Source organism: Aeromonas media, assembly GCF_000819985.1.
In the GTDB taxonomy this organism is placed as follows: domain Bacteria; phylum Pseudomonadota; class Gammaproteobacteria; order Enterobacterales; family Aeromonadaceae; genus Aeromonas; species Aeromonas media.
Genome location: NZ_CDBZ01000084.1, coordinates 378 through 24,547, shown reverse-complemented (window position 1 = coordinate 24,547; position 24,170 = coordinate 378). Strand labels below are relative to the sequence as shown.

The 24,170-nt window shown below is 63.2% G+C and carries 24 protein-coding genes; 12 read left to right on the top strand and 12 right to left on the bottom strand.

Translation table 11 applies throughout. The features are described 5' to 3' along the window. Positions 1–16: 16 nt before the first annotated feature. Positions 17–946, bottom strand: a complete 930-nt coding sequence (hemC, locus tag BN1127_RS07345; RefSeq protein ID WP_041207133.1) for a hydroxymethylbilane synthase — start codon at positions 944–946, stop codon at positions 17–19. Between the two features lie 322 nt (positions 947–1,268). Here hemC and BN1127_RS07340 point away from each other — a divergent pair, with 322 nt between their 5' ends. Beyond that, positions 1,269–3,788, top strand: a complete 2,520-nt coding sequence (locus BN1127_RS07340) for a class I adenylate cyclase (RefSeq protein ID WP_005330961.1) — start codon at positions 1,269–1,271, stop codon at positions 3,786–3,788. A gap of 77 nt (positions 3,789–3,865) precedes the next feature. Here the strand turns inward: BN1127_RS07340 and BN1127_RS07335 are convergent, their stop codons facing one another. Next, positions 3,866–4,519 carry an alpha/beta hydrolase gene (locus BN1127_RS07335; protein WP_042649021.1) on the bottom strand — a complete coding sequence of 218 codons (654 nt, stop codon included), beginning with the start codon at positions 4,517–4,519 and terminating at the stop codon, positions 3,866–3,868. 14 nt (positions 4,520–4,533) lie between these two features. Beyond that, on the bottom strand, positions 4,534–4,848 hold the full coding sequence (gene cyaY, locus BN1127_RS07330) for an iron donor protein CyaY (protein ID WP_005330957.1): 315 nt from the start codon (positions 4,846–4,848) through the stop codon (positions 4,534–4,536). Positions 4,849–4,921: 73 nt separating this feature from the next. On the opposite strand from cyaY, the gene lptM reads away from it, so the two are divergent. The 7 genes from lptM to BN1127_RS07295 all read left to right on the top strand — a co-directional run bounded on the left by lptM (position 4,922) and on the right by BN1127_RS07295 (position 10,292). Next, positions 4,922–5,128, top strand: a complete 207-nt coding sequence (lptM, locus tag BN1127_RS07325) for an LPS translocon maturation chaperone LptM (RefSeq protein ID WP_025325500.1) — start codon at positions 4,922–4,924, stop codon at positions 5,126–5,128. 20 nt (positions 5,129–5,148) lie between these two features. Further along, the gene (gene lysA, locus BN1127_RS07320) at positions 5,149–6,399 is read left to right on the top strand and encodes a diaminopimelate decarboxylase (RefSeq protein WP_042649014.1); all 1,251 of its coding nucleotides are present in this window, start codon (positions 5,149–5,151) and stop codon (positions 6,397–6,399) included. Between the two features lie 96 nt (positions 6,400–6,495). Continuing rightward, positions 6,496–7,326: a diaminopimelate epimerase gene (dapF, locus tag BN1127_RS07315; protein ID WP_025325502.1), complete on the top strand. Its 831-nt coding sequence runs from the start codon at positions 6,496–6,498 to the stop codon at positions 7,324–7,326. Between the two features lie 82 nt (positions 7,327–7,408). Next, the gene (locus tag BN1127_RS07310) at positions 7,409–8,089 is read left to right on the top strand and encodes a DUF484 family protein (RefSeq protein ID WP_005330951.1); all 681 of its coding nucleotides are present in this window, start codon (positions 7,409–7,411) and stop codon (positions 8,087–8,089) included. Next, on the top strand, positions 8,082–9,038 hold the full coding sequence (gene xerC, locus BN1127_RS07305) for a tyrosine recombinase XerC (RefSeq protein WP_042649013.1): 957 nt from the start codon (positions 8,082–8,084) through the stop codon (positions 9,036–9,038). The genes BN1127_RS07310 and xerC overlap by 8 nt, the downstream gene beginning before the upstream one ends. A 46-nt stretch (positions 9,039–9,084) precedes the next feature. Next, entirely contained in the window at positions 9,085–9,795 is a 711-nt protein-coding gene (locus BN1127_RS07300; protein ID WP_042649012.1) for an HAD-IA family hydrolase, read from the top strand. A gap of 92 nt (positions 9,796–9,887) precedes the next feature. Next, complete coding sequence (locus tag BN1127_RS07295) at positions 9,888–10,292, top strand: hypothetical protein (RefSeq protein ID WP_005327724.1); 405 nt, start codon at positions 9,888–9,890, stop codon at positions 10,290–10,292. Here the strand turns inward: BN1127_RS07295 and BN1127_RS07290 are convergent. The 3 genes from BN1127_RS07290 to BN1127_RS07280 all read right to left on the bottom strand — a co-directional run bounded on the left by BN1127_RS07290 (position 10,289) and on the right by BN1127_RS07280 (position 14,013). Further along, positions 10,289–11,059, bottom strand: coding sequence for a gamma-glutamyl-gamma-aminobutyrate hydrolase family protein (locus BN1127_RS07290; RefSeq protein WP_042649011.1), 771 nt, complete (start codon positions 11,057–11,059; stop codon positions 10,289–10,291). The two genes, BN1127_RS07295 and BN1127_RS07290, sit on opposite strands and share 4 nt — an antisense overlap. A 365-nt stretch (positions 11,060–11,424) precedes the next feature. After that, the gene (gene yidA, locus BN1127_RS07285) at positions 11,425–12,234 is read right to left on the bottom strand and encodes a sugar-phosphatase (RefSeq protein ID WP_042649010.1); all 810 of its coding nucleotides are present in this window, start codon (positions 12,232–12,234) and stop codon (positions 11,425–11,427) included. A gap of 114 nt (positions 12,235–12,348) precedes the next feature. Further along, a complete protein-coding gene (locus BN1127_RS07280; protein WP_042649009.1) occupies positions 12,349–14,013 on the bottom strand; it encodes a DUF342 domain-containing protein in 1,665 nt (554 codons plus the stop codon). A 404-nt stretch (positions 14,014–14,417) separates the two neighbouring features. On the opposite strand from BN1127_RS07280, the gene BN1127_RS07275 reads away from it, so the two are divergent. Beyond that, positions 14,418–14,933: a metal-dependent hydrolase gene (locus BN1127_RS07275; RefSeq protein ID WP_005327731.1), complete on the top strand. Its 516-nt coding sequence runs from the start codon at positions 14,418–14,420 to the stop codon at positions 14,931–14,933. 7 nt (positions 14,934–14,940) lie between these two features. Here BN1127_RS07275 and BN1127_RS07270 read toward each other — a convergent pair whose 3' ends face one another. Further along, positions 14,941–16,104 (bottom strand): competence/damage-inducible protein A, encoded by a 1,164-nt coding sequence (locus BN1127_RS07270; RefSeq protein ID WP_042649008.1) that lies wholly within the window; start codon positions 16,102–16,104, stop codon positions 14,941–14,943. 27 nt (positions 16,105–16,131) lie between these two features. Next, positions 16,132–17,370, bottom strand: coding sequence for an HD-GYP domain-containing protein (locus tag BN1127_RS07265; protein WP_042649007.1), 1,239 nt, complete (start codon positions 17,368–17,370; stop codon positions 16,132–16,134). Between the two features lie 144 nt (positions 17,371–17,514). Here BN1127_RS07265 and metA point away from each other — a divergent pair, with 144 nt between their 5' ends. Next, positions 17,515–18,462: a homoserine O-acetyltransferase MetA gene (metA, locus tag BN1127_RS07260; RefSeq protein WP_005327747.1), complete on the top strand. Its 948-nt coding sequence runs from the start codon at positions 17,515–17,517 to the stop codon at positions 18,460–18,462. A gap of 157 nt (positions 18,463–18,619) precedes the next feature. Here the strand turns inward: metA and BN1127_RS07255 are convergent, their stop codons facing one another. Next, entirely contained in the window at positions 18,620–19,138 is a 519-nt protein-coding gene (locus tag BN1127_RS07255; protein ID WP_042649006.1) for a phosphatase domain-containing protein, read from the bottom strand. 160 nt (positions 19,139–19,298) lie between these two features. Between BN1127_RS07255 and BN1127_RS07250 the strand changes: the two genes are divergently transcribed. Continuing rightward, positions 19,299–19,769 carry an Lrp/AsnC family transcriptional regulator gene (locus BN1127_RS07250; RefSeq protein ID WP_025325515.1) on the top strand — a complete coding sequence of 157 codons (471 nt, stop codon included), beginning with the start codon at positions 19,299–19,301 and terminating at the stop codon, positions 19,767–19,769. Positions 19,770–19,889: 120 nt separating this feature from the next. On the opposite strand, the gene BN1127_RS07245 is transcribed toward BN1127_RS07250, so the two are convergent. Both BN1127_RS07245 and BN1127_RS07240 read right to left on the bottom strand, forming a co-directional pair. Further along, complete coding sequence (locus BN1127_RS07245) at positions 19,890–20,954, bottom strand: DUF3103 family protein (protein WP_042649005.1); 1,065 nt, start codon at positions 20,952–20,954, stop codon at positions 19,890–19,892. Positions 20,955–21,101: 147 nt separating this feature from the next. Beyond that, the gene (locus BN1127_RS07240; protein ID WP_042649004.1) at positions 21,102–22,253 is read right to left on the bottom strand and encodes a benzoate/H(+) symporter BenE family transporter; all 1,152 of its coding nucleotides are present in this window, start codon (positions 22,251–22,253) and stop codon (positions 21,102–21,104) included. Between the two features lie 115 nt (positions 22,254–22,368). Here BN1127_RS07240 and BN1127_RS07235 point away from each other — a divergent pair, with 115 nt between their 5' ends. Then, positions 22,369–22,938 carry a helix-turn-helix domain-containing protein gene (locus BN1127_RS07235; RefSeq protein ID WP_042649003.1) on the top strand — a complete coding sequence of 190 codons (570 nt, stop codon included), beginning with the start codon at positions 22,369–22,371 and terminating at the stop codon, positions 22,936–22,938. 3 nt (positions 22,939–22,941) lie between these two features. Here the strand turns inward: BN1127_RS07235 and BN1127_RS07230 are convergent, their stop codons facing one another. Next, on the bottom strand, positions 22,942–24,138 hold the full coding sequence (locus tag BN1127_RS07230; RefSeq protein WP_042649002.1) for an NnrS family protein: 1,197 nt from the start codon (positions 24,136–24,138) through the stop codon (positions 22,942–22,944). Positions 24,139–24,170 lie beyond the last annotated feature (32 nt).

The window sequence follows — 24,170 nt, the reverse complement described above, 5'->3', positions numbered from 1 at the left end:
CAGACCCGATTCGCACTCATGCCCGGTAGACCTCGGCAAGAATGGCGTCGGCACCATCGGCCAGCAGGCGCTGGGCCAGGGTGTGGCCGAGCGCCTCGCCATCGGTCAGGGGTCCGCGGATCTCGTCCCGGATCACCTGGGTGCCATCCGGGCTTCCAACCAGGCCGCGCAGCCAGATCTCGTCCCCCTGCACCAGGGCATAGGCACCGATAGGAACCTGACAGCCCCCCTGCAGGGCACGGTTCATGGCGCGCTCGGTCAGCACCCTGATCCGGGTCTCGGCGTGTTCCAACGGTGCCAGCAGGGCGTGCAGCTCAACATCGTCCAGACGACACTCGATGCCGACGGCACCCTGGCCGTTGGCGGGCAGGCTCTGCTCCGGCTCGATGAAGGCGGTGATGCGATGGGCCATCTCCAGCCGTTTCAGGCCGGCGGCGGCGAGTATGATGGCGTCGTACTCGCCGGCATCCAGCTTGGCAAGGCGGGTATTGACGTTGCCGCGCAGGTCGCGGATCACGAGATCAGGGCGGGCGGCCCGCAGCTGGCACTGGCGGCGCAGGCTGGAGGTGCCGACCACGGCCCCTTGGGGCAGCTCGTCTATCTGCTTGAAACGGTTGGAGACGAAGGCATCGCGCGGGTCTTCGCGTTCACAGATGGTGTGCAGGCCTAGCCCCTCGGGGAACTCCACCGGCACATCTTTCATGGAGTGGACGGCGATGTCGGCCCGGCCTTCCAGCATGGCAGTCTCCAGCTCCTTGACGAAGAGCCCCTTGCCGCCGACCTTGGCCAGCGGGGTATCCAGGATCTTGTCACCCTGGGTGCTCATGGGGACCAGTTCGACTCGCAGGTCGGGATAGAGGGCTTCCAGCCGATCTTTTACAAAGTTGGCCTGCCACAGGGCCAGTGGGCTCTTGCGAGTGGCAATTCTCAGGGTTCGGGCTGCCATATCAATCAGTTGTTTCATCTTTAGTGAGGAAAACGATCTTACCACCCTTTGCATGGGCTTTCATGACGCAGCCGGCAAAAGCGGGGCCAAGCTCAAAAAGGGTCGCTGAAAATAATTTTCACTCGGTCATTATATGATGGCAACTAATTGAAAATATTATTTTTTATTGCTTTCTACTGATACCGTTACTGGGCGTGCCAGAAATAATCCGGTGATTGTGTGCGGGCTTGTTTACCACTGCTGTTTGCATTGTTAACATGATCACACTTTTTTGACGTCTCCCCGTTTTGGTGCGTCATTTCTCTTCCCCATAGGTAGGGCATTGCTGGTAAAACTGGACACGCTGGTGGCGCGCTACGACGAGCTGAATCGTCTCAAGACGCAACGAGCGTTGGATCTCATGAGTCGCTATGGGCAGCAGGTCTTTCAACTGCTGCCTGTCATGCTGCACTTCAATCATCCCCTCCTGCCCGGTTATGTGGCTGGGGACGTGCCTCATGGTATCTGGAGTTTCGTCGCCAACGAGGCCCAGCAGGCCTTCATCCATGATCTGTGCCAGAACGCCAACTGTCAGGGCGGCCTCAGCACCCACGACAAGTCGATCCAGGGTCTCTACTCCATGGGCAGTACCTCCTCCATCGGTCAGTGCTGCCACTCAGATCTCGACATCTGGGTCTGTCACGTGGCCGGTCTGTCGAGTGAGCGCCTCGCCCTGCTGGAGCAGAAGTGCCAGCACCTCTCCCTGTGGGCCGAGCAGCGCGGAGTCGATCTCAACTTCTTCCTGATCCCCGAAGACAAGTTCCGCCAGCGCAACGATGCCCAGATGCAGGGGGAGAGCTGCGGCAGCGCCCAGCACCTGCTGCTGCTCGACGAGTTCTATCGCAGTGCCATGCACATCGCGGGCAAGCGGCTGCTCTGGTATCTGGTGCCGGCCGAATATGACGATCACTACGACGACTACGTCAACGGCCTGTTCGCCCATGGCAAGTTGAGCCAGGACGACTGGCTCGATCTGGGGGGCTTTGACCGCATCCCCGCCGAGGAGTACTTCGGCTCCGCCCTGTGGCAGCTCTACAAGGGCATAGATTCCCCCTACAAGGCGGTGCTCAAGTCGGTGCTGATGGAGGCCTACTCCCACGAGTATCCCAACACCCGGCTGCTGTCGGTGACCAGCCGCGACTGGTTCCAGCACAACGAGGGGATGCACTACCGACTCGACAACTACTGCCTGATGCTGGACAAGGTGACCAACTACCTGAAATCCATCGGCGACATGCAGCGCCTGGATCTGGTGCGCCGCTGCTTCTATCTGAAGGTGTGTGACGGCCTGAGCCACCCCAAGGAAGATCACTCCCCGGACTGGCGCCGGGAGCAGATGGCCCAGCTGGTGGCCTACTGGGGCTGGAGCCCGGAGCGGCTGCATCACCTGGATCATCGCCAGGAGTGGAAGGTCGAGGACGTCAAGGTGGCCTACGCCGAGTTGCTGGAGGCCCTGATGCAGAGCTACCGCAACCTCATCCAGTTCGCCCGGCGTAACAACATCAGCGAGTCCATCAATCCGGAAGACATCGGCATACTGTCGCGCAAGCTCTATGCCGCCTTCGAGAGCCTGCCGGGCAAGGTGCAGCGGATCAACCTCAAGATAGCGCCGGATCTCGGCGAGCCGGATCTCAGCCTGGTGCAGGTGCCGCACGGTCGCCTGAATCGCGCCGGCTGGTATCTCTACAAGCATTCCCTGGAGCCCGCCGACATCATCGGTCGGGCGCCGCTCGAATATAATGGCTACATCAGCAAGCTGGTGGCCTGGGCCTATTTCAACGGCCTGCTTACTCCCCAGTCCCGGGTGCACCTGTTCAATCAGGGCTCGGATCTGCACATCGACAATCTGCACCAGTTCTGCCGCGATCTCTCCGGCACCTTCCCGGTCAAGTATCCCCGCGCCACCAACCTGGCGCTGAGCCGGCCGTGCGAGATCCGCCAACTCTCCATCTTCCTGAACCTGGAGACGGACCCGTCAAGCCACTGGGTGGGGCAGGTGATCGAGTTCGATGCCAATGCCGCCGACGTCTTCTCCTTCGGCCGCAACCAGGAGTGCCTGGTGGGATCGGTGGATCTCGTCTATCGCAACTCCTGGAGCGAGATCCGCACCCTGCACTTCGAGGGAGAGGAAGCGGTGGTGGATGCCCTCACCACCATACTCGGCAAGATGCACCAGGATGCCGCCGCCCCCGAGATGATAGAGGTGTTCTGTTACAGCCAGCACTTCCGCTCCCTGGTGCGTACCCGCTTCCAGCAACTGGTGGCCGAGTGCATCGAACTGCGCCTGGCCCGGGACAAGCAGCAGTTGGTCAAGACGCTGGCGCTGGGGAAAGAGAAGTACGGCATCTTCTTCGAGCGGCGCGGGGTGTCGGTGAAGAAGCTGGAAAACGCCATCGACTTCTACCGCCACATCTCCCACAACAAGCTGGATCACCTGCCGCTGCGCCTCGACAAGACCCACAGCCAGCATCTGCCCGGCATTGTCGATGCCTACGCGAGCGAAGGGCTGGTGCAGTTCTTCTTCGACACCCGGGATGCGGGCACCAACATCTATATCCTGGACGAGGCGAATCGGGTGGAGATCTACCAGCACTTCGCCGGCAACAAGGATGAGTTGGTGCAGGGAGTTAACCGCTTCTACACCTCGGGCCACGAGCGCTTCAGCGATGCGGGCCAGTTCAGCAACTTCAACCTGCCCCAGTATTACGAGATCGTGCAGATGGGCGACAAGCTGGAGGTGATCCCCTACCGCAGCCAGAGTCCGCAGCGGGACAATCCGGGGGCGGCCCGGGAAGTCGGGTGATGTGCCGGGCACATCGCCAACGGGATGAAAGCAAACGGCCTGCTGATGCAGGCCGTTATCGTATCCGCAGTGCGGGATCAGGCGCCGAGGCGGGCCAGCAGCCAGCGACGGATCTCGTCGAGCTGGGGGCGGCAGATCTCGTGGCGCATCGGGTACTCGTGCCACTCTGGGCTGAGTCCCGCCGCTTCCAGACGGTTCTTGGCATCCCAGCCCATGGAGAGGCTCACCACGTCGTCATAGATGCCGTGCATGTAGCAGATGGGCAGGGCGCGGGCGGCCTCGCTCATCTCCTCGACCAGTTGCTCGGGCGCCGCCAGATAGGTGGACATGCAGAGTAGGCCCGCCAGCTTTGCTTGATAGCGCAGGGCGGTGAAGGAGGCGATGACCCCGCCCTGGGAGAAGCCGGCCAGCACGATATGCTCGGGAGCGAAGCCCTCGGCTACCAGCTGATCCAGCAGGGCTGCGATACGATCGGCGGACTCGCGCACATGGGACTCCACGGCGCGATCCGCCGGATCCTCGAAGCTCTTGATGTCGTACCAGCCGCGCATCTTGTAGCCCATGTTGATGGTAATGGGCCGCTCGGGCGCATCGGGCAGCAGATGGCGGACGGGCAGGTCGGTGGGCAGGGCCAGCGCTTCCACCAGCGGGGCGAGGCCTGCACCGGAATCCCCCAGCCCGTGCAGCCAGACCACCGCGTGACGGGCGCCCTGGGGATGCAGATCCATCATGGAGGGCTCTGCCATCATGGGAACCGGACGGGCTCGCCAGCCTGGGTGGTGCAGGCCCGGGTCAGCAGAGCCTTGAGCTCGTCGCCGAAGCGGTTGTCGATCCAGCTGTCACCGCGCAGCTCGAAGTGGAAGCCGTTCTCCCGAGTGGCCACCCAGATCTGGTGCAGGGGCTCCTGCTTGTTGATGATGACCTTGGTCTTGTTCTCGAAGCTCAGGGTCAGCACACCGCCGGCCCGCTCGCAGTCGATATCCGGATACCCCTCGTCGATAACGTCTTCCACATACTGGAAAAAGGCGTCGGTCAGGGCGTGATACTCGTGATCCTTCATCGGTTTATCCTGTTGCTTTTAACAATGTGAGTGCGATTATAGAGGGCCAAAAATTTTTTCGCAGCGAACCATTATGATTACCCAGTTCACCAAGTGCCTGTTTGCCGCGTCGCTGTCGTTCGGGTTGGCCGCCTGTGGCCTGACGGGGCCGCTCTACATGCCACCGGCCGAGCAGCCCGTCTCCACTGAGCAAACACCGGCACAGCCCAAGACAGAGAGTACACCGCAAGCCGCCTCGCCTGCGACCGCCAAACCGGCCTCCGAGGCCGCGCCGCAATAATCTAGGAAGGAACCGCCCCCTTGGATCACTTTAACTACGACGCCGACGGCCAGCTTCAGGCCGAGCAGCTTCCCCTGCAACAGCTCGCCGACCAGTACGGCACCCCGTTGTATGTCTACTCTCGCGCCACTCTTGAGCGCCACTGGCACGCCTTCGATCAGGCTGCGGGCGACATTCCCCATCTGATCTGCTACGCGGTCAAGGCCAACTCCAACCTGGCCCTGCTCAACCTGCTGGCGCGCCTCGGCTCGGGCTTTGACATCGTCTCCGGCGGGGAGCTGTCACGGGTGCTGGCGGCGGGGGGAGACCCGGCCAAGGTGGTCTTCTCCGGCGTCGCCAAGAGTGAGGCCGAGATGCGCCTCGCGCTGGAGAAAGAGATCCTCTGCTTCAACCTGGAGTCGGAAGCAGAGCTGGAGCGCCTGAACCGGGTCGCTGGCAGCATGGGCAAGAAGGCGCGGGTCTCGGTACGGGTCAACCCGGATATCGATGCGGGCACTCACCCCTATATCTCCACCGGCCTCAAGCAGAACAAATTCGGCATCCCCATCGAGCAGGCGCCTGCCATCTACCGCAAGGCGGCGGCCATGGCCCACATCGAGATCAAGGGGGTGGATTGCCATATCGGCTCCCAGCTCACCGAGCTCAATCCCTTTATGGAAGCGGCCGACAAGCTGCTGAAGCTCATTGACGAGCTGGCGGCCGAAGGCATCCACATCCATCACCTGGACGTGGGTGGGGGTCTCGGGGTCAACTATGGCGCCGAGCAGCCGCCGCATCCGACCGAGTACGCCGAGGCGCTCAAACAGAAGCTGGCGGGTCGGGATCTGACCCTGCTGTTCGAGCCGGGCCGCGCCATCGTCGCCAATGCCGGCGTGCTGCTGACCCGGGTCGAGTTCTTGAAGCCCGGCGAGACCCGCAACTTCGCGCTGATCGACGCCGGCATGAACGATCTGCTGCGTCCCTCCCTCTACGGCGCCTGGATGAACATCATCGAGGTGGACAGCCGCACGACCCACGAGAAGGCGCTGTACGACGTGGTGGGCCCGGTGTGCGAGACCGGTGACTTCCTCGGCAAGGAGCGTACCCTGGCGATTGCCGAGGGCTCCCTGCTGGCGGTGCGTTCCGCCGGGGCCTACGGCTTCACCATGTCGTCCAACTACAACACCCGTCCCCGTGCGGCCGAGGTGCTGGTGGACGGTGACCAGGCCCATCTCATCCGTGAGCGGGAGCAGCTGGCCGACCTCTGGCGCGGCGAGCACCTGCTGCCGTGAGCCGGCCACAGGAACGCAAGACGGTGACAGATTTTTCCAGGATCCATGGGGCTGTGGACGACCTTCGTGACGGCCTGAACTGCGCAGGGAAAGAAGATGTTGATTGAGTTTTCCAAAATGCATGGCCTGGGCAACGACTTCATGGTGGTGGACGGTGTCACCCAGAAGGTGTTCTTCAGCAACGACGTCATCAAGAAGCTGGCGGATCGCCACTTTGGCATCGGCTTCGATCAGCTGCTGCTGGTGGAGCCGCCCTATGATCCCGAGCTCGACTTCCATTACCGCATCTTCAATGCCGATGGCAGCGAGGTGGAGCAGTGCGGCAACGGTGCCCGCTGTTTCGCCCGCTTCGTGCGCCTGAAGGGGCTGGTCAACCGGGATCGCATCGCGGTCAGCACGGCCCGTGGCCGCATCACCCTGCAACTGGAGGGGGAGAACCAGGTCACGGTCAACATGGGGGTGCCCCAGTTCGAGCCGGGCAAGATCCCGTTCCGCGCCCAGAAGGCGGAAAAGACCTACCTGCTGCGGGCACAGGATCACACCGTGATGTGCGGTGCCGTCTCCATGGGCAATCCTCACTGCGTCATCGAGGTGCCCTCGGTGGCAGACGCCCCGGTGGAGACCCTGGGGCCCATCATGGAGCGCCACGAGCGTTTCCCCGAGCGGGTCAACGTCGGTTTCATGGAGATGGTCAGCGCCAGCGAGATCAAGTTGCGGGTGTTCGAGCGCGGGGTGGGGGAGACCCTGGCCTGCGGTACCGGCGCCTGCGCGGCCGTGGTGATCGGCATCAGCCAGGGCAAGCTCAGGGAGCGGGTCACCGTCACTCTGCCGGGTGGCAAGCTGACCATCGCCTGGAAGGGGCCGGGTCAGCCGGTCTACATGACGGGCCCGGCCGAGCATGTCTTTGACGGCCAGATAGAGTTATAGGCATCGAGCGGGGACCTCCTCCGCGCAGCCAAACGGTAATGTCGGGGCCCTGTGCCCCTTTTTCGGATGGATCAACCAAGTTATGAGCGAACTCAAACGGCAGGAGTCACTGTTGGACGAAGCCACAGTGCTGGAGTACCTGGCCCGTTACCCCGAGTTTTTCCAGCGCCACGGGGCCATGCTGGACCGGATCCGTATTCCCCATGAGCACAAGGGCACCATCTCTCTGGTGGAACGCCAGCTGGACAGGCAGCGCGAGCGCATCGAGCAGCTGGAGCAGGAGATCACCGAGTTGATGGGGATCGCCAGCGAGAACGAGCGGATCTTCCGGGTCTATGCGGATCTCTATGGCGAGCTGTATGGCTGTCAGACCCTGTTCGAGCTGAGCGCCGTGATGGGCAAGGCGTTCGTGCAGCGGTTGCGGCTGACCGGCCTGCGCCTCTGGCTCAGCCCGAAGAAATTCCAGCTGAGCGGCCCCGAGCAGCGCTTCCTGGCGGACGGCAAACAGCTCGATCAGCTGCTGGGCCAGCGGCTTCCCGGGACGGATTACTACTTCGGGCGGCTCAACCAGAGCGAGAAGCAGGCGCTGTTCGGCAGCGACGTGCTGGTCAACTCGGTGGCCCTGATGCGGCTTGGGGATCTCGGCGTGCTGGCTTTCGCGAGCTCGGACCCCAGCCACTTCACCCCCCACAACGACACCCTGCTGCTGGGTCAGCTGGGCCGTCTGCTGCAGATGCGTCTGCCCGAGCTGGTTCGTGGCTAAGGCCCCCCTTCCTGCCGCCGACCCTCTGCCCCCCGCCTTGGCGGGGGAGCTCACGGCCTTTATCGAATACCTGAGGGTCGAGCGCCAGCTCAGCCCTCATACCCGCAGCAACTATCAGGCCCATCTGGAGGCTATGGCCGCCGAGCTGGTCAGGCTTGGCCTGAGCGATTGGGCCCGGCTCGAGGCGAGCCAGGTGCGCAGCCTGGTGACCCGGATGCACAAGGCCGGCCTCGCCCCCCGATCGCTCGCCACCAAGGTCTCCGCCCTGCGCAGCTTCTGCGACTGGCAGGTGCGCCAAGGGCGGCTCGCTGCCAACCCGGCCCGTGGCATCGTCACCCCCAAACAGGGGCGGCCGCTGCCGAAAAACCTCGACGTGGACGAGATGTACCAGCTGCTCAACATCACCGACGAGCAGGATCCGCTGGCGGTGCGGGATCGCGCCATCATGGAGCTGATGTACTCCTCCGGCCTGCGCCTCGCCGAGCTGGTGGGGCTCAACCTCGCGGACGTGAAGCTCGACGAGCGCCAGCTCAGGGTCACCGGCAAGGGATCGCGGGAGCGGGTGCTGCCCATGGGCAGAATGGCGGTGGAGTGGTTGCACAAGTGGCTCAAGGTGCGGCCAGCGCTGGCGGGGGACGAGGGGGAGGCATTGTTCGTCTCGAAACGCCGGCAGCGGCTGTCGGCCCGCTCGGTACAGGAGCGGCTCGACGGCTGGGGCAACAAGCAGGCCCTCAATGCCCACGTCCATCCCCACAAGCTGCGCCACAGCTTCGCCACCCACATGCTGGAGTCCTCCGGGGACCTGCGGGCGGTGCAGGAGCTGCTGGGCCACGCCGATCTCTCCACCACCCAGATCTATACCCACCTCGACTTCCAGCATCTGGCCAAGGTGTATGACAGCGCCCACCCCAGGGCCAAGCGGGACCCCGATACCCCGGAAGATGAGTGACAGCAGGGAGCCCAGGCGATCTTGTTGATGACGCAGAGGAGAATGCATGCATTTTTACCGTCGCTGGCAGCCGGTGGCCGCTATCTCGTTCGATCTCGACGACACCCTCTATGATAACGGCCCCGCCATCGCGCGGGCCGAGCAGTGGATGCTGAGCCACCTGCGCAGCGAATACCTGGCCACCGCCATGCTGGACAAGCCGCGCTGGCTCGAGCTCAAGCGCAACCTGCTGCTGGCCCGGCCCGAGCTGGGCCAGGATGTCAGCCTGGCGCGCCAGCACGGCATCCGTGAGGCCATGGTGCAGGGGGGCATGGCCGCCTCCCTGGCCGAGCAGGAGGCACAGCGGGTGTTCGCCGGTTTTCTGGCCGAACGCTCGAAGATAGCGGTGAGCGAATCGACCCATCGGCTGCTGACCAGACTGGCGGAGCGCTACCCTCTGGCGGTCATCACCAACGGCAACCTGGATCTGGTACAGGCCGGACTGAGCGACTACTTCACCCTGGTCTGCAAGGCAGGGGCGGGGGCCAGGATGAAGCCGGCGCCGGACATGTTCGTGCAGGTGCAGCAGACCCTCGGGCTCGCCTCCGGCCAGATCCTCCACGTGGGGGATCATCCCGAGACGGACGTGCTGGGGGCTAGGCTGCACGGCTTTCGAGCCGCCTGGCTCAACGAGCGCCGGCTGCCCTGGCAGTCGCTGCGGTTGCTGCCGGATGTGGAGCTCGCCACCCTCGACGAGCTGGACGGGCTGCTGCTCTGATCCACCCCGAGCGGCAGAGAAAGAGGTGCACGGGCGAGGTCATTTATTTATCCTTGGCGCGGACTGACAAGGGAGTGCAGGGCGTGAGTGGAATGAAGAGTGTCATCTGGTTGGCCATCCCCATGGTGCTGGCGGGCTGCGATCTGTTTCGCGACCACTACCGGATGGAGTTTCGGGATGGATCCTGGCGGGATATCGCCATTTCGCCTTTCTCGGATGAGGCTCGCTGGCGTGAAGGGTGCGCCACTGGCGAGATACTGGTGGACATGACCCTGCCCCTGAAGCGGGGCAAGGTGGTTGATGGCCGTGAACAGCTGCTGATCGGCGGCGAGCTGTTCGAGCTGGAAGAGGCCCGGCTCTATCGCGGCAACGGCATGGTGCTCGGGCAGGCTCCTGACCATGTCCAGCGGGGCCTCAAGGGGCTGGATGTCTGCCGTACCCTGCGCCCTGATCGCGGGGCCCTGCCCAAGTTGAAAGGCAAGGGGTTCGGCGACTAGCCCGCCCGCTGCCGATATTGGCGACAGGCGTCGCCGAAGGCGCGAAACAGCTTGATGGAGTGGGGGTTCTCTTTCGCCTTCCACTCCGGGTGCCACTGCACCGCCAGGGTGAACTGGGGCAATCCGGGGGCATGAATGGCCTCTATCAAGCCATCCTCGGCATGGGCCAGCGGCGCCAGCCCCTCGCCAAGCCGCTTGATCCCCTGGCCGTGCAGGGAGTTGACCGGGATCTGCGCCTCCCCCATCAGGTCGGCAAACCAGCTGCCGGGCACCAGGCTCACCTGGTGGCTGTGGCCATATTGCTCTTCTACCGGATCGTCCGCATCCTCCCGGTGATCCGCATAGCCGGGCTCGCAATAGACCTTCTGATGAATGTCCCCGCCGAGCGCCACGTTGATCTCCTGCATGCCGCGGCAGATGCCGAGCAGGGGCAGTCCCCGATCGATGGCGGCGCGCACCAGAGCTATGTCGAACAGATCCCTGTCTCTGTCCTGGGCCTTCTCCGGGGTCAGGTTCTCCTGGCCGTAGAGGGCGGGATCTATGTTGGATCCGGCCCCGCTCAGGTAGACCCCATCGGCGAGATCCAGATACTGCTCCAGATCAGCTGTCCCGCAGCAGGTCGGCACCAGCAGGGGCACGCAGCCGCTGATCTCCACCAGGGGGGTGATGTATTTGTGGGTCATGACCTGGTAGGCATGGCCGCTGCGGGCCTGGGCCCCCATGGTCATCAGCACGACGGGTTTGGAATGGGAACTGGGGTTGGGCATAGGTCACCTTGGCTATCCTTGGCGGTCTCATCCTGCGCCTTGGGAAGGCCCTTGCCGCCTCACGCTCGCAAGGGCATGCCTCAAGGCATGGTCATGGGATCAGGGTCATGCTGCAGTGCCAGAATCGTCGGTCAGCCTGGGCGATGACAGCCTGGATCCCGATCCCAGTCTGCCAAGGCCGTTCAATATGTCAAACGAAATGATGCCGCAATGTTAATTTTGATGATGGGAAAGCCAGCTTGAGTCCCTTTATAAGGGGCTTTAGCCGCAGTTGGTGGGCTTCTGGGAGAAAGGTGTGGTGGATATATTAAACATTCGACCCTGATGGCCGGATAGCAGAAGGGGCCCGCAGGCCCCTCGTCGATTCAGGCATTGAGGATGAACTGCTCAATCACCCTGGCCACGCCGTCCTCGTCATTGCGAGCCGTGGTGTGCTGCGCCAGCGCCTTGATCTCGTCGGTGGCGTTGCCCATGGCGACCCCGAGTCCGGCATATTCGATCATGTGGCGGTCGTTGCCCGCATCACCCACCGCGATGACCTGGGTGGCGTCCAGGCCCAGGTGCTCGGCCAGGGCGGCCACGCCGGTGCCCTTGTTGCTTCGCTTGTTCATGAACTCGAGGAAGTAGGGGGAGCTGCGCACCACTGTGTAGCGTTCATAGAGCTCTGCGGGCAGCTGGGCGATGGCGCGGGAGAGCTGGGGCTCGGGGTCTATCATCATCACCTTCATGATCTGCTCGTCGGCGGGCAGGGTGGCGAAGTCCACCAGGTTGATCGGCATCTTGATCAGTCGGGACTCGTGCTCGGTGTAGGTGCTGACTCTGGGGCTGATGAGGCCCTGGCGGACGGAGAAGCCGTGGACGTTGACCCCAAGCTCAAAGGCCAGATGGGCGATGGCGCTGGCATCGCTGCCGGTCAGCAGCTGGCTGCGCAGGATGCGTTGATCCGCGACCTGTTGCACCAGGGCACCGTTGTAGCAGATGACGTAGTCATCCTGACCGGTGAGGCCGAGTTCGGCCAGATAGGTCGTCATGCCCTCCAGCGGGCGGCCCGAGGTCAGTACCACGGTGACGCCTTGGGTGCGGGCGGCCGCGATGGCGGCATGGGTGCGGGGGGTTATTTGACCGTGCGGGTTCAGCAGGGTGCCATCCATATCCAATGCGATCAGCTTGTACATCTTCTCACTACCTGAGTCTGGCCGGCCCGCCCTATGGGGCCAAGGGGAGGCCGAGTGTAGCGAAAATCGCCGCCGGGATCACGCCACCATCGCCGAAGGGGAGAGTGGCGGCCATCAGCGTTGGCCCTCGTAAGGGGTCAGCTGCAACTGCTCGTCCCGGATGGCGAAGTGGATGGGGCCGTGCTCTATATCGACCCGACTGTGGTAGTGCGCCATCTCCACCTCGACGCCTGGGAAGAGGCGCTGGGTGGCGATGATGTCCATGCTGGCCATCAGGGCCTGCAGCGCGTGCTGTGCCTCGGCCAGTTGCTCGTCAAGGGACTTGCTCTCGTCCAGCTGATGGGTGCGGATCGCCTTGATCTTCTTCAGAGTCTCGGGATTGCGCTTGTCGCTGGGTTGTTGCAGCAACCGCAGGATGAGATCCTGCAGCTTGTCGAGCTGCTCCCGGCAGGCCTGCTTGCGTTGACGCAGGGCCTGCTCCTGCTCCTTGTGGCTGAAGTAGCCGCCGAGGATCTGCAACCGGGTCCGGTTCGCCGCCGAGGCCCCGAGCACGGGGGCCATGATCAGGCGGTTGGCGATGTTGATGCCGCCGATGAGGTGGCCCTTGCGCATGGCGCTGTCCCCGACCTTGAGATCCTGGCCGCTGCGGCAATAGCTGTGGCTGAGCTGGCTCTGGATATGGATGTCGCCGTCTGCTTCCAGCCTGGCGTACTGGGCATAGCTGGCGTGGATCTCGCCCCCGGCGCAGAGGTGGCAGAGGTATTCGTCCCCCTCCAGCTTGCGCCCTATGATGCCGTTGCGCACCGTGATGGTGCCGCCGGATTCGATATAGCCCCCTTCGACGAAGCCCCCTATCACCACATCGCCACTGGTCTTGATCCGCATGCCGGGCATGACATCACCGGTCACCAGCAGGGAGCCCTCGAACTCGACGTGACCGTGGCGGATATCGACCTGCTTGACGCTCAGCACCTCGTCCACCCTCATGCCGGCCCGCTCCTGGCACGGTAGCCCGGCGCGGGTCGCCAGCAGCAGGTCCGGATCTTCGAGGGAGAAGCAGGTGCCTTCTCCTGCCGTCATGGCGCTCTCCTTGCCGGAGCGGGCCGCCAGCACCTGGCCCGTCACGGTGAAGCCATCTATGCCCTGGGTGGCCGGGTGGCGCTGCATCAGGGGGGCGCCTGCCTTGACGGTGAGCAGGGTGCCGAGATCGCGCATGTCTACCCTGCCATGGTCCAGTTCCTGGGGTTTCAGGATCCGCTCGGCTGCGGTCTCCACCAGTCGCTCCAGGCGGGTATCCAGGCCGTGTCTGGCCGCCTTGCCCAGGGCGATGACGGGGTTGAGCCGGGTGCCGGGGGCGGCCTCGCTGGCGGCCTTGATGGCGGCGGCGAGCAGCCGCTCGCTCACTCCCTGCTTGACCGGACTCGCCGCCACGGCCTCCTGCAACTGCGCCAGGGTGAGGGAACTGCCGCCCCAGTCAGCGGTGATCTGGGCGCTGGCGCTCATCTGATCCTTGTCGATCAGGATCAGCAGTCGGGCATCCTGCCGCTGGGCGATGGGCACGGGCGGGTGAGAGGGGGCATCAGGCTGGGTCAGCAGGGTGTTGAGCAGGGTGACGGCCTGCCGGATCCCCTCGCCGAGGGGTTGATAGCGTCGGCAGTTGGAGAGCCGCAACAGGGCCAGGACATGGTGCTCCTGAACGGGATCGGTGAGACCCGGGGCAATGCGCAGACAGACATAGGTCATGTCTGCCGACAGCTGAAACCACTCTTTGCTTAACACCGGGATCCTCCTTCGTTGTCCCGATCCGGCCAACCTCCCTGTGGCCGGGGGCGGGATCCTTGCCAAAAGCCAATGTCATCAGGGCGGCCCAGAACCGCAGTATTCTGGCATTTCTTCTTCCGGGTCAACGAGCCGAGTGCAAATGGGTGAGCCGGGTTGGGGAAATTGTGTCTGACGGCGGGTGACGGTGCCGTGATGACTTGTTTGGTGTCAAGTGAGGTGTGTTTGGCGGTATCTGCTGACTATTTCACCGAAAGCGGACCCAGATGGGTGTCAGGTTCAGGGTGGCGATACGATTCACCTTGCCAGAGGCGGTTCAAGGGATTTTAATCTGCCGCCGCCCCGAGGCGCTGATGCGGGTCGCTACCGATCATACTGCCCTCTTGTCCAACCGAACGAGCCCCATGACCGCCCAAGGCCACCTGCTGTTTTCCGTCACCTGCGCCCTGCTTGCCCACAAGGTCGAACTCACTCCGGCTCTGGCCGAAGGCAGCCTGTGGCACATAGTGCCCATGGCCCTGGCCAGCGCGCTGCTGCCAGACCTCGATCACCCCCAGTCCCTGCTCGGTCGGCAGCTGCCCTGGATCTCGGGGCCCCTCTCCCGCCTGTTCGGCCATCGTGGCTTCACCCACAGCCTGCTGGCGGTGGGTCTGGGGATATGGGGGCTGGCGCAGTTTCAGGTATCCGGCCCGCTGTCCGGCGTGATGAAGGACGCGCTCATCGTCGGCTACCTCAGCCACTTGCTCGGGGACTGGCTCACCCCCATGGGCATTCCCCTGCTCTGGCCCTGGCGACGGCGCTTTCGGCTGCCCGGCCTGCCCCTCAAGAGCGGCGGGGGCTATGAGAAGGCCTTCTGCCTGCTGACCCTGGCGCTTGCCGGGTACTGGGTGCATGGGAATGGGGGCTTAGGCGCCTTCTAGCCCGGTATCAGTCGATGCGGCTGGCCGTTCTGGTCAGGGTGAGGTAGTCGGCGAGCACCGGCAGCCCCTGCAGGTGGCGGCGCAGCATGTCGAGGGCGGCGAAGGCGAGGATCCGGCGGGCGCTCTCGGGATCCGGGTGATTTAGCTTCACCCGCTGGCCGATTTGCTGCCCGTCTGCGCACAGCAGCAGTGGCACGCCGTCGGGGCCCGCACTGCCTATGGTCAGGCTGGGCTCCCGTCCGCTGCATGTCAGATGGTCGAGCTCGCAGGGGAGGCTATGGCTGAAGCTGGCCTCCAGCCCCGGATGCGGGTGGCACATGGCCAGCAGGGCACCCCGACTCTCCCCTTCCTGCAGGCACAGCGGCCGCTCCCCCAGCAGGGCCAAGATCTGCTGCGCCGGCTCCTCGTTGCCCCGCCCTACCAGCCAGGGGGCTATCTTCCCGAGCAGGCGTTCCTCGGCAGCATCCATGTCGGCGGCGCTGGCCCTGTGGCCGATGAGTTTCAGCTCGATGAGGGGCATGGAGGAGCGGTAGCCGAGCTCGATGCCCGCAGGCCAGGGCGCTGCATCCAGCTTGTCCGAGAGGGCGGATTCCGAGATGCCGAAGGTATAGAAGCGGCGCAGCTCGGTGTCAGTCTCTTCCCCCGCCAGCGCCTTGAGGCGGGGCAATATCTGCTCGCGCACCATCTGCTTGAACTCGAACGGCACGCCCGGGGTGAAGAAGAGCCGGCTCTGGCCGTGACTGGCCGGGTGGCTGACTACGAAGCCGCAGGCGGTGCCCACCGGGTTGTCGAGGATCTCGCAGTCCCGGGGCAGCCAGGCCTGCTTGGTATTGCTCTGGGCCATGGTGCGGCCCCGGCTGGCGTAGCGCTCGGCCATGGTGGCGAGCCAGTCGGGGAACAGGGTCAGGGGCTGGCCAAAGGCCTCGGCCGCCGCCTGGGCGGTGAGATCATCCGCGGTGGGGCCGAGCCCCCCGCACACCAGCACCACCTCGGCCCGGCTGGCACTCTCCTGCAAGGCGGCCTTCAGATCGGCGAGGTTGTCCCCCACGGTCAGGCGGCGGCGCACCTGCCAGCCTTGCTCCAGCAGCAGGGCGCTGAGCCAGGCGGCGTTGGTGTCCACCACCAAGCCGGTCACTATCTCGTCCCCCGTGCTGATGATCTCGATACGCATGCAGGCTCCTTGGGTGGTGAACCCCGATCAGGGTTTGTTGTGCTCGAAGTAGTAGCTGATCCGGGTGCGCGGGTTGAGGTACTCGAACACCGCCGGCGGCAGTCGCTTGGGGTGGATCACCTTGGCAATGGTCAGCTCGGCCTGCTCGAGATCTATGATGGCCGCCTCCTGGCGCGGGATGCGGGGGTCGTACACCAGCACAGCGGGGTAGAGCAGGCGGGAGGCGTTGACCGACATCACAAGCCCGACCTGGCCGTTGGAGAGCTGCACCACGCTGCCGGGCGGGTAGATGCCCATCAGCCGGATCAGCATGCCGAGGTGGTCGGCGTTGAACTGGCCCTTGCGCTGCTTGTAGAGGTTGCCGAGGGCGGAATAGGGCACCTTGGCCTGCAGGTGGCAGAGGTTGTCGTACTCGTTGATGAGGGACACTATCTGGGTCAGCGGGTCGAGCTGATCCCCCCTGAGCCCCTGTGGCCCGCTGCCGTCAAGGTACTCGTGATGGTACTGCACTATGCGCTTCGCCGGCTCGGGGAAGCCACTGGTCAGGCTCAGCAACTCCAGGCCGTAGCGCGGATGCTGGGCCATCAGGTTCTGCTCGGGTTTGGTCAGAGGGCCTGTCTTGCGCAGGATCTGGCTCGGGATCTTCAGCTTGCCGATGTCGTGGAACAGGGCTCCCATGCCGACCTGACGGATAGCCTCGGCCGGCAACTTGCATTCTCTGGCCAGCAGCATGCTGAGCACGCTGACGTTGAGGGAGTGGAACTGGAGGTTGTTGCCGTCCGCGCTGTCGGAGACCAGGTGCAGCACCATCTCGTCCACCGACAGCAACTGCTCCGTCATGGCGTTGATCAGCTCCTGGGCCTCATTGATGGCGTTGAGGGGGCGGGACTGGATCTTGCCCATCAGGTTGCGCACCTGGGCCAGGGACTGCTGGAAATGCTTCTCGCACTGCTGCAGATCCCGGCGATAGCGCTGCAACTGCTCGATGCGCCTGGTCTTCTCCTGCTGCATCTCCTGCTGGCGCCCGACCAGATCGTCAGCACCATCCGGTGCGGGCTGCACCTGATCGAGGGGCTTGGGGGGGGCGTCGCTCTTGTCGGGGATGATGGTCACCAGCTTGAGACCGAGCCGGCGGATCAGCTCTATCTCCTCTTCACTCTTGAGTTTGAAGCTGGAAAACAGGAAGGGGTGCTCACGCCATCCCAGTGGCAGGGAGACGTAATTGCCGACTTGCAGCCGATCGACCGAGATCTTGATTCCTGTCATGGGGTTGGGCACGAGAGACACACAGAGCCGTATGCTAGTCAAAGGCAGGGGTGAATACAAAAGGTATCTGATGACAGGATGAGCGCTTTATTATAGGCTTCTAGATGTCCAGACATATTTACCGATGCAGTACAGGGAGTCAGCATGCCGATCAAGATCCCGGACCAGTTGCCCGCCGCCGAAGTGCTGGGGCAGGAGAACATCTTCGTGATGACGGAATCCCGGGCCGTCACCCAGAACATCCGTCCGCTGCGGGTGCTCATCCTCAACCTGATGCCCAAGAAGATAGAGACCGAGATCCAGCTGATGCGGATGCTCTCCAACTCGCCCTTGCAGGTGGACGTGGATCTGCTGCGCATCGACGATCGGGAGTCGAAGAACACGCCCCAGGCACACCTCGAGAACTTCTATCACGATTTCGAGCAGGTGCGTGGCAACAACTACGACGGCATGATCATCACGGGGGCGCCGCTCGGGCTGGTGGAGTTCGAGGAGGTGGTCTATTGGCCGCGCATCGTCGAGATCATCGAGTGGTCCCATCAGCATGTGACCTCCACCCTGTTCCTGTGCTGGGCGGTGCAGGCGGCGCTCAAGGCGCTCTACGGCATGGAGAAGCAGACCCACGGCGAGAAGCTGTCCGGGGTCTATCGCCACCACCGCCTCGATGAGCACGAGCCGCTGCTGCGTGGCTTCGATGATGAATTCGTTGCGCCCCACTCCCGCTATGCGGCCTTTGATGGGGATCTCATCCGCGCCCATACCGATCTGCAGATCTTCGCCGAGTCCGAGGAGGCCGGTGTCTATCTGGCGGCGACCAAGGATTGCCGCCAGGTGTTCGTCACCGGCCACCCCGAATACGATGCACTGACCCTGGACGGGGAGTACCGGCGGGATCTGGCGGCGGGCCTCACCCCCGTCATCCCGGTCAACTACTACCCGGGCGACAATCCCGATCAGACCCCGCGCGCCACCTGGCGCAGCCACGGCCACCTGCTGTTTTCCAACTGGCTCAACTACTACGTCTATCAGCTCACCAGCTATCGGCTGGAGGACATCGGCAAGGTGTTCACTTACGAGCAGCCCAAGGGCTAGATGTAGGGCCGGCTCACCGGCTATGGTCGGAGGAGATTGGCAAGGTGTTCACTTATCAGCAGCCCAAAGGCCAGGTGTAGGGCTGGCTCACCCGCTATTGGCTGGAGGAGATCGGCAAGGTGTTCACTTGTCAGCAGCTCAAGGGGCAGGGCTTCCTTCAGTCGGCCTCGGCCAGTCGTCGTCCCCGGGTGTCGAGCCAGTGACGGTGGCAGGCCAGGGTGAAAGCGCCGGGCCGCCTGGCCCGGATGGTGGCCATGGCCTCCAGCTGGGGCTGGCCCTGGGCCATCAGCAGCAGGGCCGCTACCAACCCGGTGCGGCCGCTCCCTCCGTGACAGTGAATGGCCAGGTGCCTGCCCTCGCGCAGCAGGGAGATCAGTTGCGGCAGCACGGGGAGCCAGGCTTGCTCGAAGGCTTCATCAGGGGCCTCATCGTCCGCTATGGGCAGGTGGAACCAGGCCATGCCCCTGGCCTTGACCAGTGAGCCGAGGGAGCCTGCGCCACGTGCGGCTAGCTCATCCTTCGTCATCAGCGTGAGCACACCGCCTGCACCGGCCAGCTGCAACTGGGCCAGGGCGAGCGGCATGGCAACCTGCTGGTTGCCGGGGCAGGGGGTGAGCAACAGCTGGCCGTCGAGGCGCGGAACCTCCAGGCTCCAGAAGGGGTGGGCACTGAGCATGAGGATCCTTGTCGGTGCTAGGCGGGTGTCAAACGAACTTGTTGGCCCCCTGTTTGAGTGCGGCACAGCATAGAGGGCGCGGGTGCGATGTCAATCTGCGTTGTGTTCGGTCCGGTTTACGGGCAGAGTCTAAAAAAATAGAGCGATGGAAGGAGTAGAGATGAGAAACCTGGATCAACTGGACTTGGACATCCTGGCCCATCTGTTTCGCGATGCGGGCATGACCAACAAGGATTTGGCGGCCCTGGTCGGGGTGGCTCCCTCCACCTGCCTGGAGCGGGTGCGAAAGCTGCAACAGGACGGGGTGCTGAAAGGTGCTCACTGCGAGGTGGATTATCAGGCTCTGGGCGGCCATATCCAGGCCATGGTCTCCCTGCAGCTGGCGCGTCACAGCCGGCAAATCATAGATGCGTTTCGCGATGCCATCCTGGCGTTGCCCGAGGTGATCAGCCTGTTTCACATGGGTGGCAAGGATGATTTCCTGGTGCACCTCTGCGTCGCCGACACCGAACACCTGCGCAACTTCGTGTTCGATCACTTCACCTCCCGGGAAGAGGTGGTACACCTCGAAACCTCTCTGGTGTTCGAGCACAGATTCAGCCGCTCCCTGCCCTGCTTCACCCACCCCTGACAACAAGTGGGTGCCGACCCTGAAGTAGGTCTGCATCATTTCAACCGGCCTTGAGCCCCTTGAGACCGAAACGAGAAAAGCCAATGAGTCGCCTCATTGGCTTTTTGCCTTGAGTGATGTTCAGGGTCTGGTCGGCTGGATCTCCTTGGGCTCCAGCGTGATGACCGCATTGCCGGCAGCACCGGGATACTGGTGGTAGCTCTGGTCCTGCTCCAGGGTGTAGAAGGTATCGAGATAGTCGTCGTTGTTGGTCATCCAGGAGTCGGGCAGCGCCTTGACGATGCGACCGCCTAGGTCGAGGAAGGGCAGGGCTTCCGGCACGCCGCCTGCGGTGAAGCCGAGCTTGAGGGCCTCGATCAGCAGGGCGCTCAGCTCCTTGTAGTTGACGTTGTCATCCTGCTCCATCATGACGAGGTCGACTGCGCCCCAGCGATAGCGATCCCAGTACACCAGGATCTGGTTCGGGGTGTAGTCGGTGTTGTCATGGTCGAGATAGGGCATGTCGACTATGTCCACCACGGGTTCGTCCCGACCGGGATTGACCCCGGCCACGACGGCGTAGACCTCGGCGGCGCCGAGCAACCAGGGTTCCTGATCATCGCTGAGCCTGATCTTCTTGAGGATGCTGGTCTTGAGGGGGGCCGTGTTGCCGGCGACACGGGGGGCCACCTGGATATCGGCGGCTGCCAGCGCCTTGCGCATCACCTTCAAGCCTGCATTCTTGGCCTTGACGGGATCGGCCTCCACTACCAGTACCGGCCGTGCCGGTGGCTGGTTTACATCGAGGTAGACCGGGTTGCCGGCGCTGTCGAAGGCTTCGATGGCACTCCAGCTCTTCTCATCTCCGCTCGGCACGTAGGCAACCAGGGGGTCGACTCCTTGTTGCAGTGCGGCAGCCTGCTCCGGGTTGGCCAGTCGCAGCTGCATCAGCTGCTTGATCTCGCCGTCCAGCCCTTGCCGGCTGATCGCGGCCTGGTTGGCATCGCTGGCCTGCCGCTTGAGGCGTGGACTCGCCTTTTGCAGCAGGTTTGGCAGCGGGCTCTGGTACTCCTGATTGGTGAGCAGGGGTAGCAGGCTCTTCTGTTGCAATGCGAGCTGGCGTGCCAGCTCCCTGTCCGTGTCGACGGCATGGGCACTGGTGGTACCCAGCAGGGTCAGCAATAAAATGACAGCCTGATTCCTCATTCTTCTTCTCCAGTATTGAGTCTGACAGCGGCGCGTATCGGGAAGAATCTGCGCCTCCTTCTCACTAAACGGGAATGGGGTTCACCTGTGAACCACCTTTGCCGAATTGTGTGCAGCGTCTCACTGGAGTCTCCCCAGATGGTCAGGTCAGGCGCGGAGGCGGTTGACTTGATGCAGCGCCACGCCGACCAGCAATCCCCAGCAGGCAGAGCCGACACCGAGCAGGCTGATCCCCGAAGCCGTGATGAGGAAGGTGAGCAGCGCGGCTTCCCGCTCTTCATCCTGCTGCAGTGCCGCGTGCAGGCTGCTGCCTATGGTGCCGAGCAGTGCCAGCCCGGCCACGCAGGTCACCAGAGCGGTGGGAAAGGCGCTGAACAAGGCGACCACGGTAGCTCCGAAGCAACCGGTCAGCAGGTAGAAGCAGCCCGCCCACACGGCGGCGGGCCAGCGACGAGCCGTGTCGGGATCCACCTCCTTGCCCATGCAGATGGCGGCCGTGATGGCGGCCAGGTTGAAGGCATAACCACCAAATGGGGCCAGCAGCAGGCCGGTAAGACCGGTCCAACCGATCAGGGAAGAGGTTGCCGGTTGATAACCATGGGCACGCAGGATAGTAATGCCGGGCATGTTTTGCGACGTCATGGTGACGATGAAAAGCGGCAGCGCTATCCCCAGCAAGGCGTTGATGGAGAAGGTTGGCGAGATCCATACCGGACTGGAGAGTTGCCAGTGGACCTCGGCAAGCTGCAGCTCGCCCCTCAGGGTGCAGAGCAGCATGCCGGCACCCAGGACCAGCACCATGGTGTAGCGGGGCCAGAGGTGGCGCCCAAGCAAGAACGCCAGCAGCGAGGCGCCAAGCAGCAGGGGATCCTGTGGGGCGACTTTGAATAGGTCCAGCCCGAATCTGAGCAACACACCAGCCAGCATGGCGGCGGCCAGGGGCGCTGGAATGTGGCGCATCAGCCTGTCGAACCAGCCGCTGATGCCACACAGGGTGATCAGCAAGGAGGAGGCGATGAAGGCACCGATGGCTTCCGACAGGCTGAAATTGCCCAGGCTGGTGATGAGCAGGGCGGCCCCGGGGGTAGACCAGGCGGTCAGCACGGGTATGCGGTAATAAAGGGAGAGGCCGATGCAGCTCACTCCCATGCCAATACCCAACGTCCATAGCCAGGAGGATACCTGGGCGGCATCGGCACCAGCGGCGGTGGCCGCCTGAATGATCAGCACAACCGAACTGGTATAGCCAACCAGAACGGCGATAAGGCCTGCGGCCAGATGGGGGAAAGCAAAGGGCATGGTGACTTCCTTGTGTATGTCGATAGCTTGTGCGTTATTACGTACAATATGACTTTGACTATAACCTTGTGCGCTATAGCGCACAAGGTGACATGCCGCATTCGGGAGAGGGCGTATGCAGGAGATGAATCGACATCTGGCTCAGCGATTGAAAGGGCTGCGCAGCGACCTGGGGTGGAGTCTGGATGTGGCTGCCCGTGAGACCGGGGTGAGCAAGGCCATGCTGGGGCAGATCGAGCGGGGGGAATCCAGCCCGACGGTGGCGACTCTGTGGAAGATCGCCACCGGGTTTCGGGTCTCCTTCTCCAGCTTTATCGAGCCGACCCCGGCAGTGGCGGGGGAGACGCTCTATCGCACCGCCGATGACATTCGCCAGCAACCGGCGGGCGAAGGCATGCAGGTGGCGCCGCTGTTTCCCTATGAAGGCCGCTTCGGGTTCGAGTTGTTTGAATTGACCCTGCTACCTGGCTATCAGCGGGAATCGGAACCCCATGAGACCGGGGTGACCGAGCATGTCATCGTCATCAGCGGGGTAATGGAGGTGCTGGTCGATGGGCAGTGGCGTTCACTGGAGCAGGGGGAAGCCGTTCGCTTCGTCGCCGACCGCCCCCATGGTTACCGCAATTTGGGAATAGCCCCGGTCGTTTTTCACAATTTGATCCACTATCCCGCCACTCGTGCCTGATGGCTAGCCAGGACGACCGTCCACTCTGGGGCGGGTCAGGATGGGGGTGTAAACCCAGACAAACAGACCATAGGCCGCTATCCAGCTCCAGCCGCTCAGGTTCCATCCCGTCAGCGTCAAGGTAGGCCAATACAGAGGGATCAAGACCCGCACGAGCGCAGAGACGATCACCAGAGCGAATGCCATGGTGATCCTGCGCCCTACGTGCAGGGCTCTGCCGCTGTGACCGAGCGACACTCTGGCAATCATTCCGAGGATCATGGTGCCCATGCAGCCAGCACTGAGCAGGTGACTGGCCAGCGACAAGCTGAGGGGCAGGCCAGCAGCCTGAGCCGTGAAGGCGAGCAGACCAAGGGGAATAAACAGGTAAGCCAGGTGCAGCGACCATAGCAGGGGGTGTGCCAGGGTGTCACCGGGTTGCCAGCGCAGTTGCCTGCACAGGTGCAAGCCAGCCGCCACTATATATAGAGGCATTGTATATAAAGAGTTGGCCCATGAGCCGGGCAGCAGTAGCCAGAGCAGCAGGATCAGCCAGAGAGAGGCCAATGCCCCGCGCTCCAGCCAGGGGCGGGGAGGTGCCTTCTCCTGACCCGTGCCTCTGGCAGTAAAGAAGGGAATAACCCGTCCACCCATCACGGCAATCAGAGTGGTGAACAGCAGTACAGCCGTGATCAGCAGATGTTCCACTGTGTTCCAGTCATCTCGCCATAACCAAGTGGCGCCATTGAGCAGCGTCAGTATGAGGAGCAAGGGGACAAAGAAGAGGTTGCGCCATTGGCGTGTCATGATGATGGGCTTGGCGAGGAACCAGGCACAGAGCGGTAGCCAAGCCAGATCCAACGCCATCAGAATGATATTGTCTTCTCCCAGCCAGGGTAGCAGGCACCTTGGCAGCGCCCACAATCCCACGACCAACGCTAATGGCCAGCTGCGAACGCCGGGATGAGCCGTCCAGTTCTGGACAGCAGTCAACAGAAACCCCGCGACGATGGCGGCGCCAAAGCCGAACAACATCTCATGAGCGTGCCACCAGATGGGATTGCCAATACCGGGCAGAGCGAACCAGCCGTTAAGCTGCCCCAGCCAGCCCAACATGGCTAGGCAGGAAAACAGAGCTCCAAGCAGGAAGAAGGGACGAAACCCCAGACGGAACAGCGGGACTATCTGCTCTTCCTTGTGGCTATCGAGGATCTGGTGCATGACAGCGACCTTAATTGAGTATTTGAAAAGCC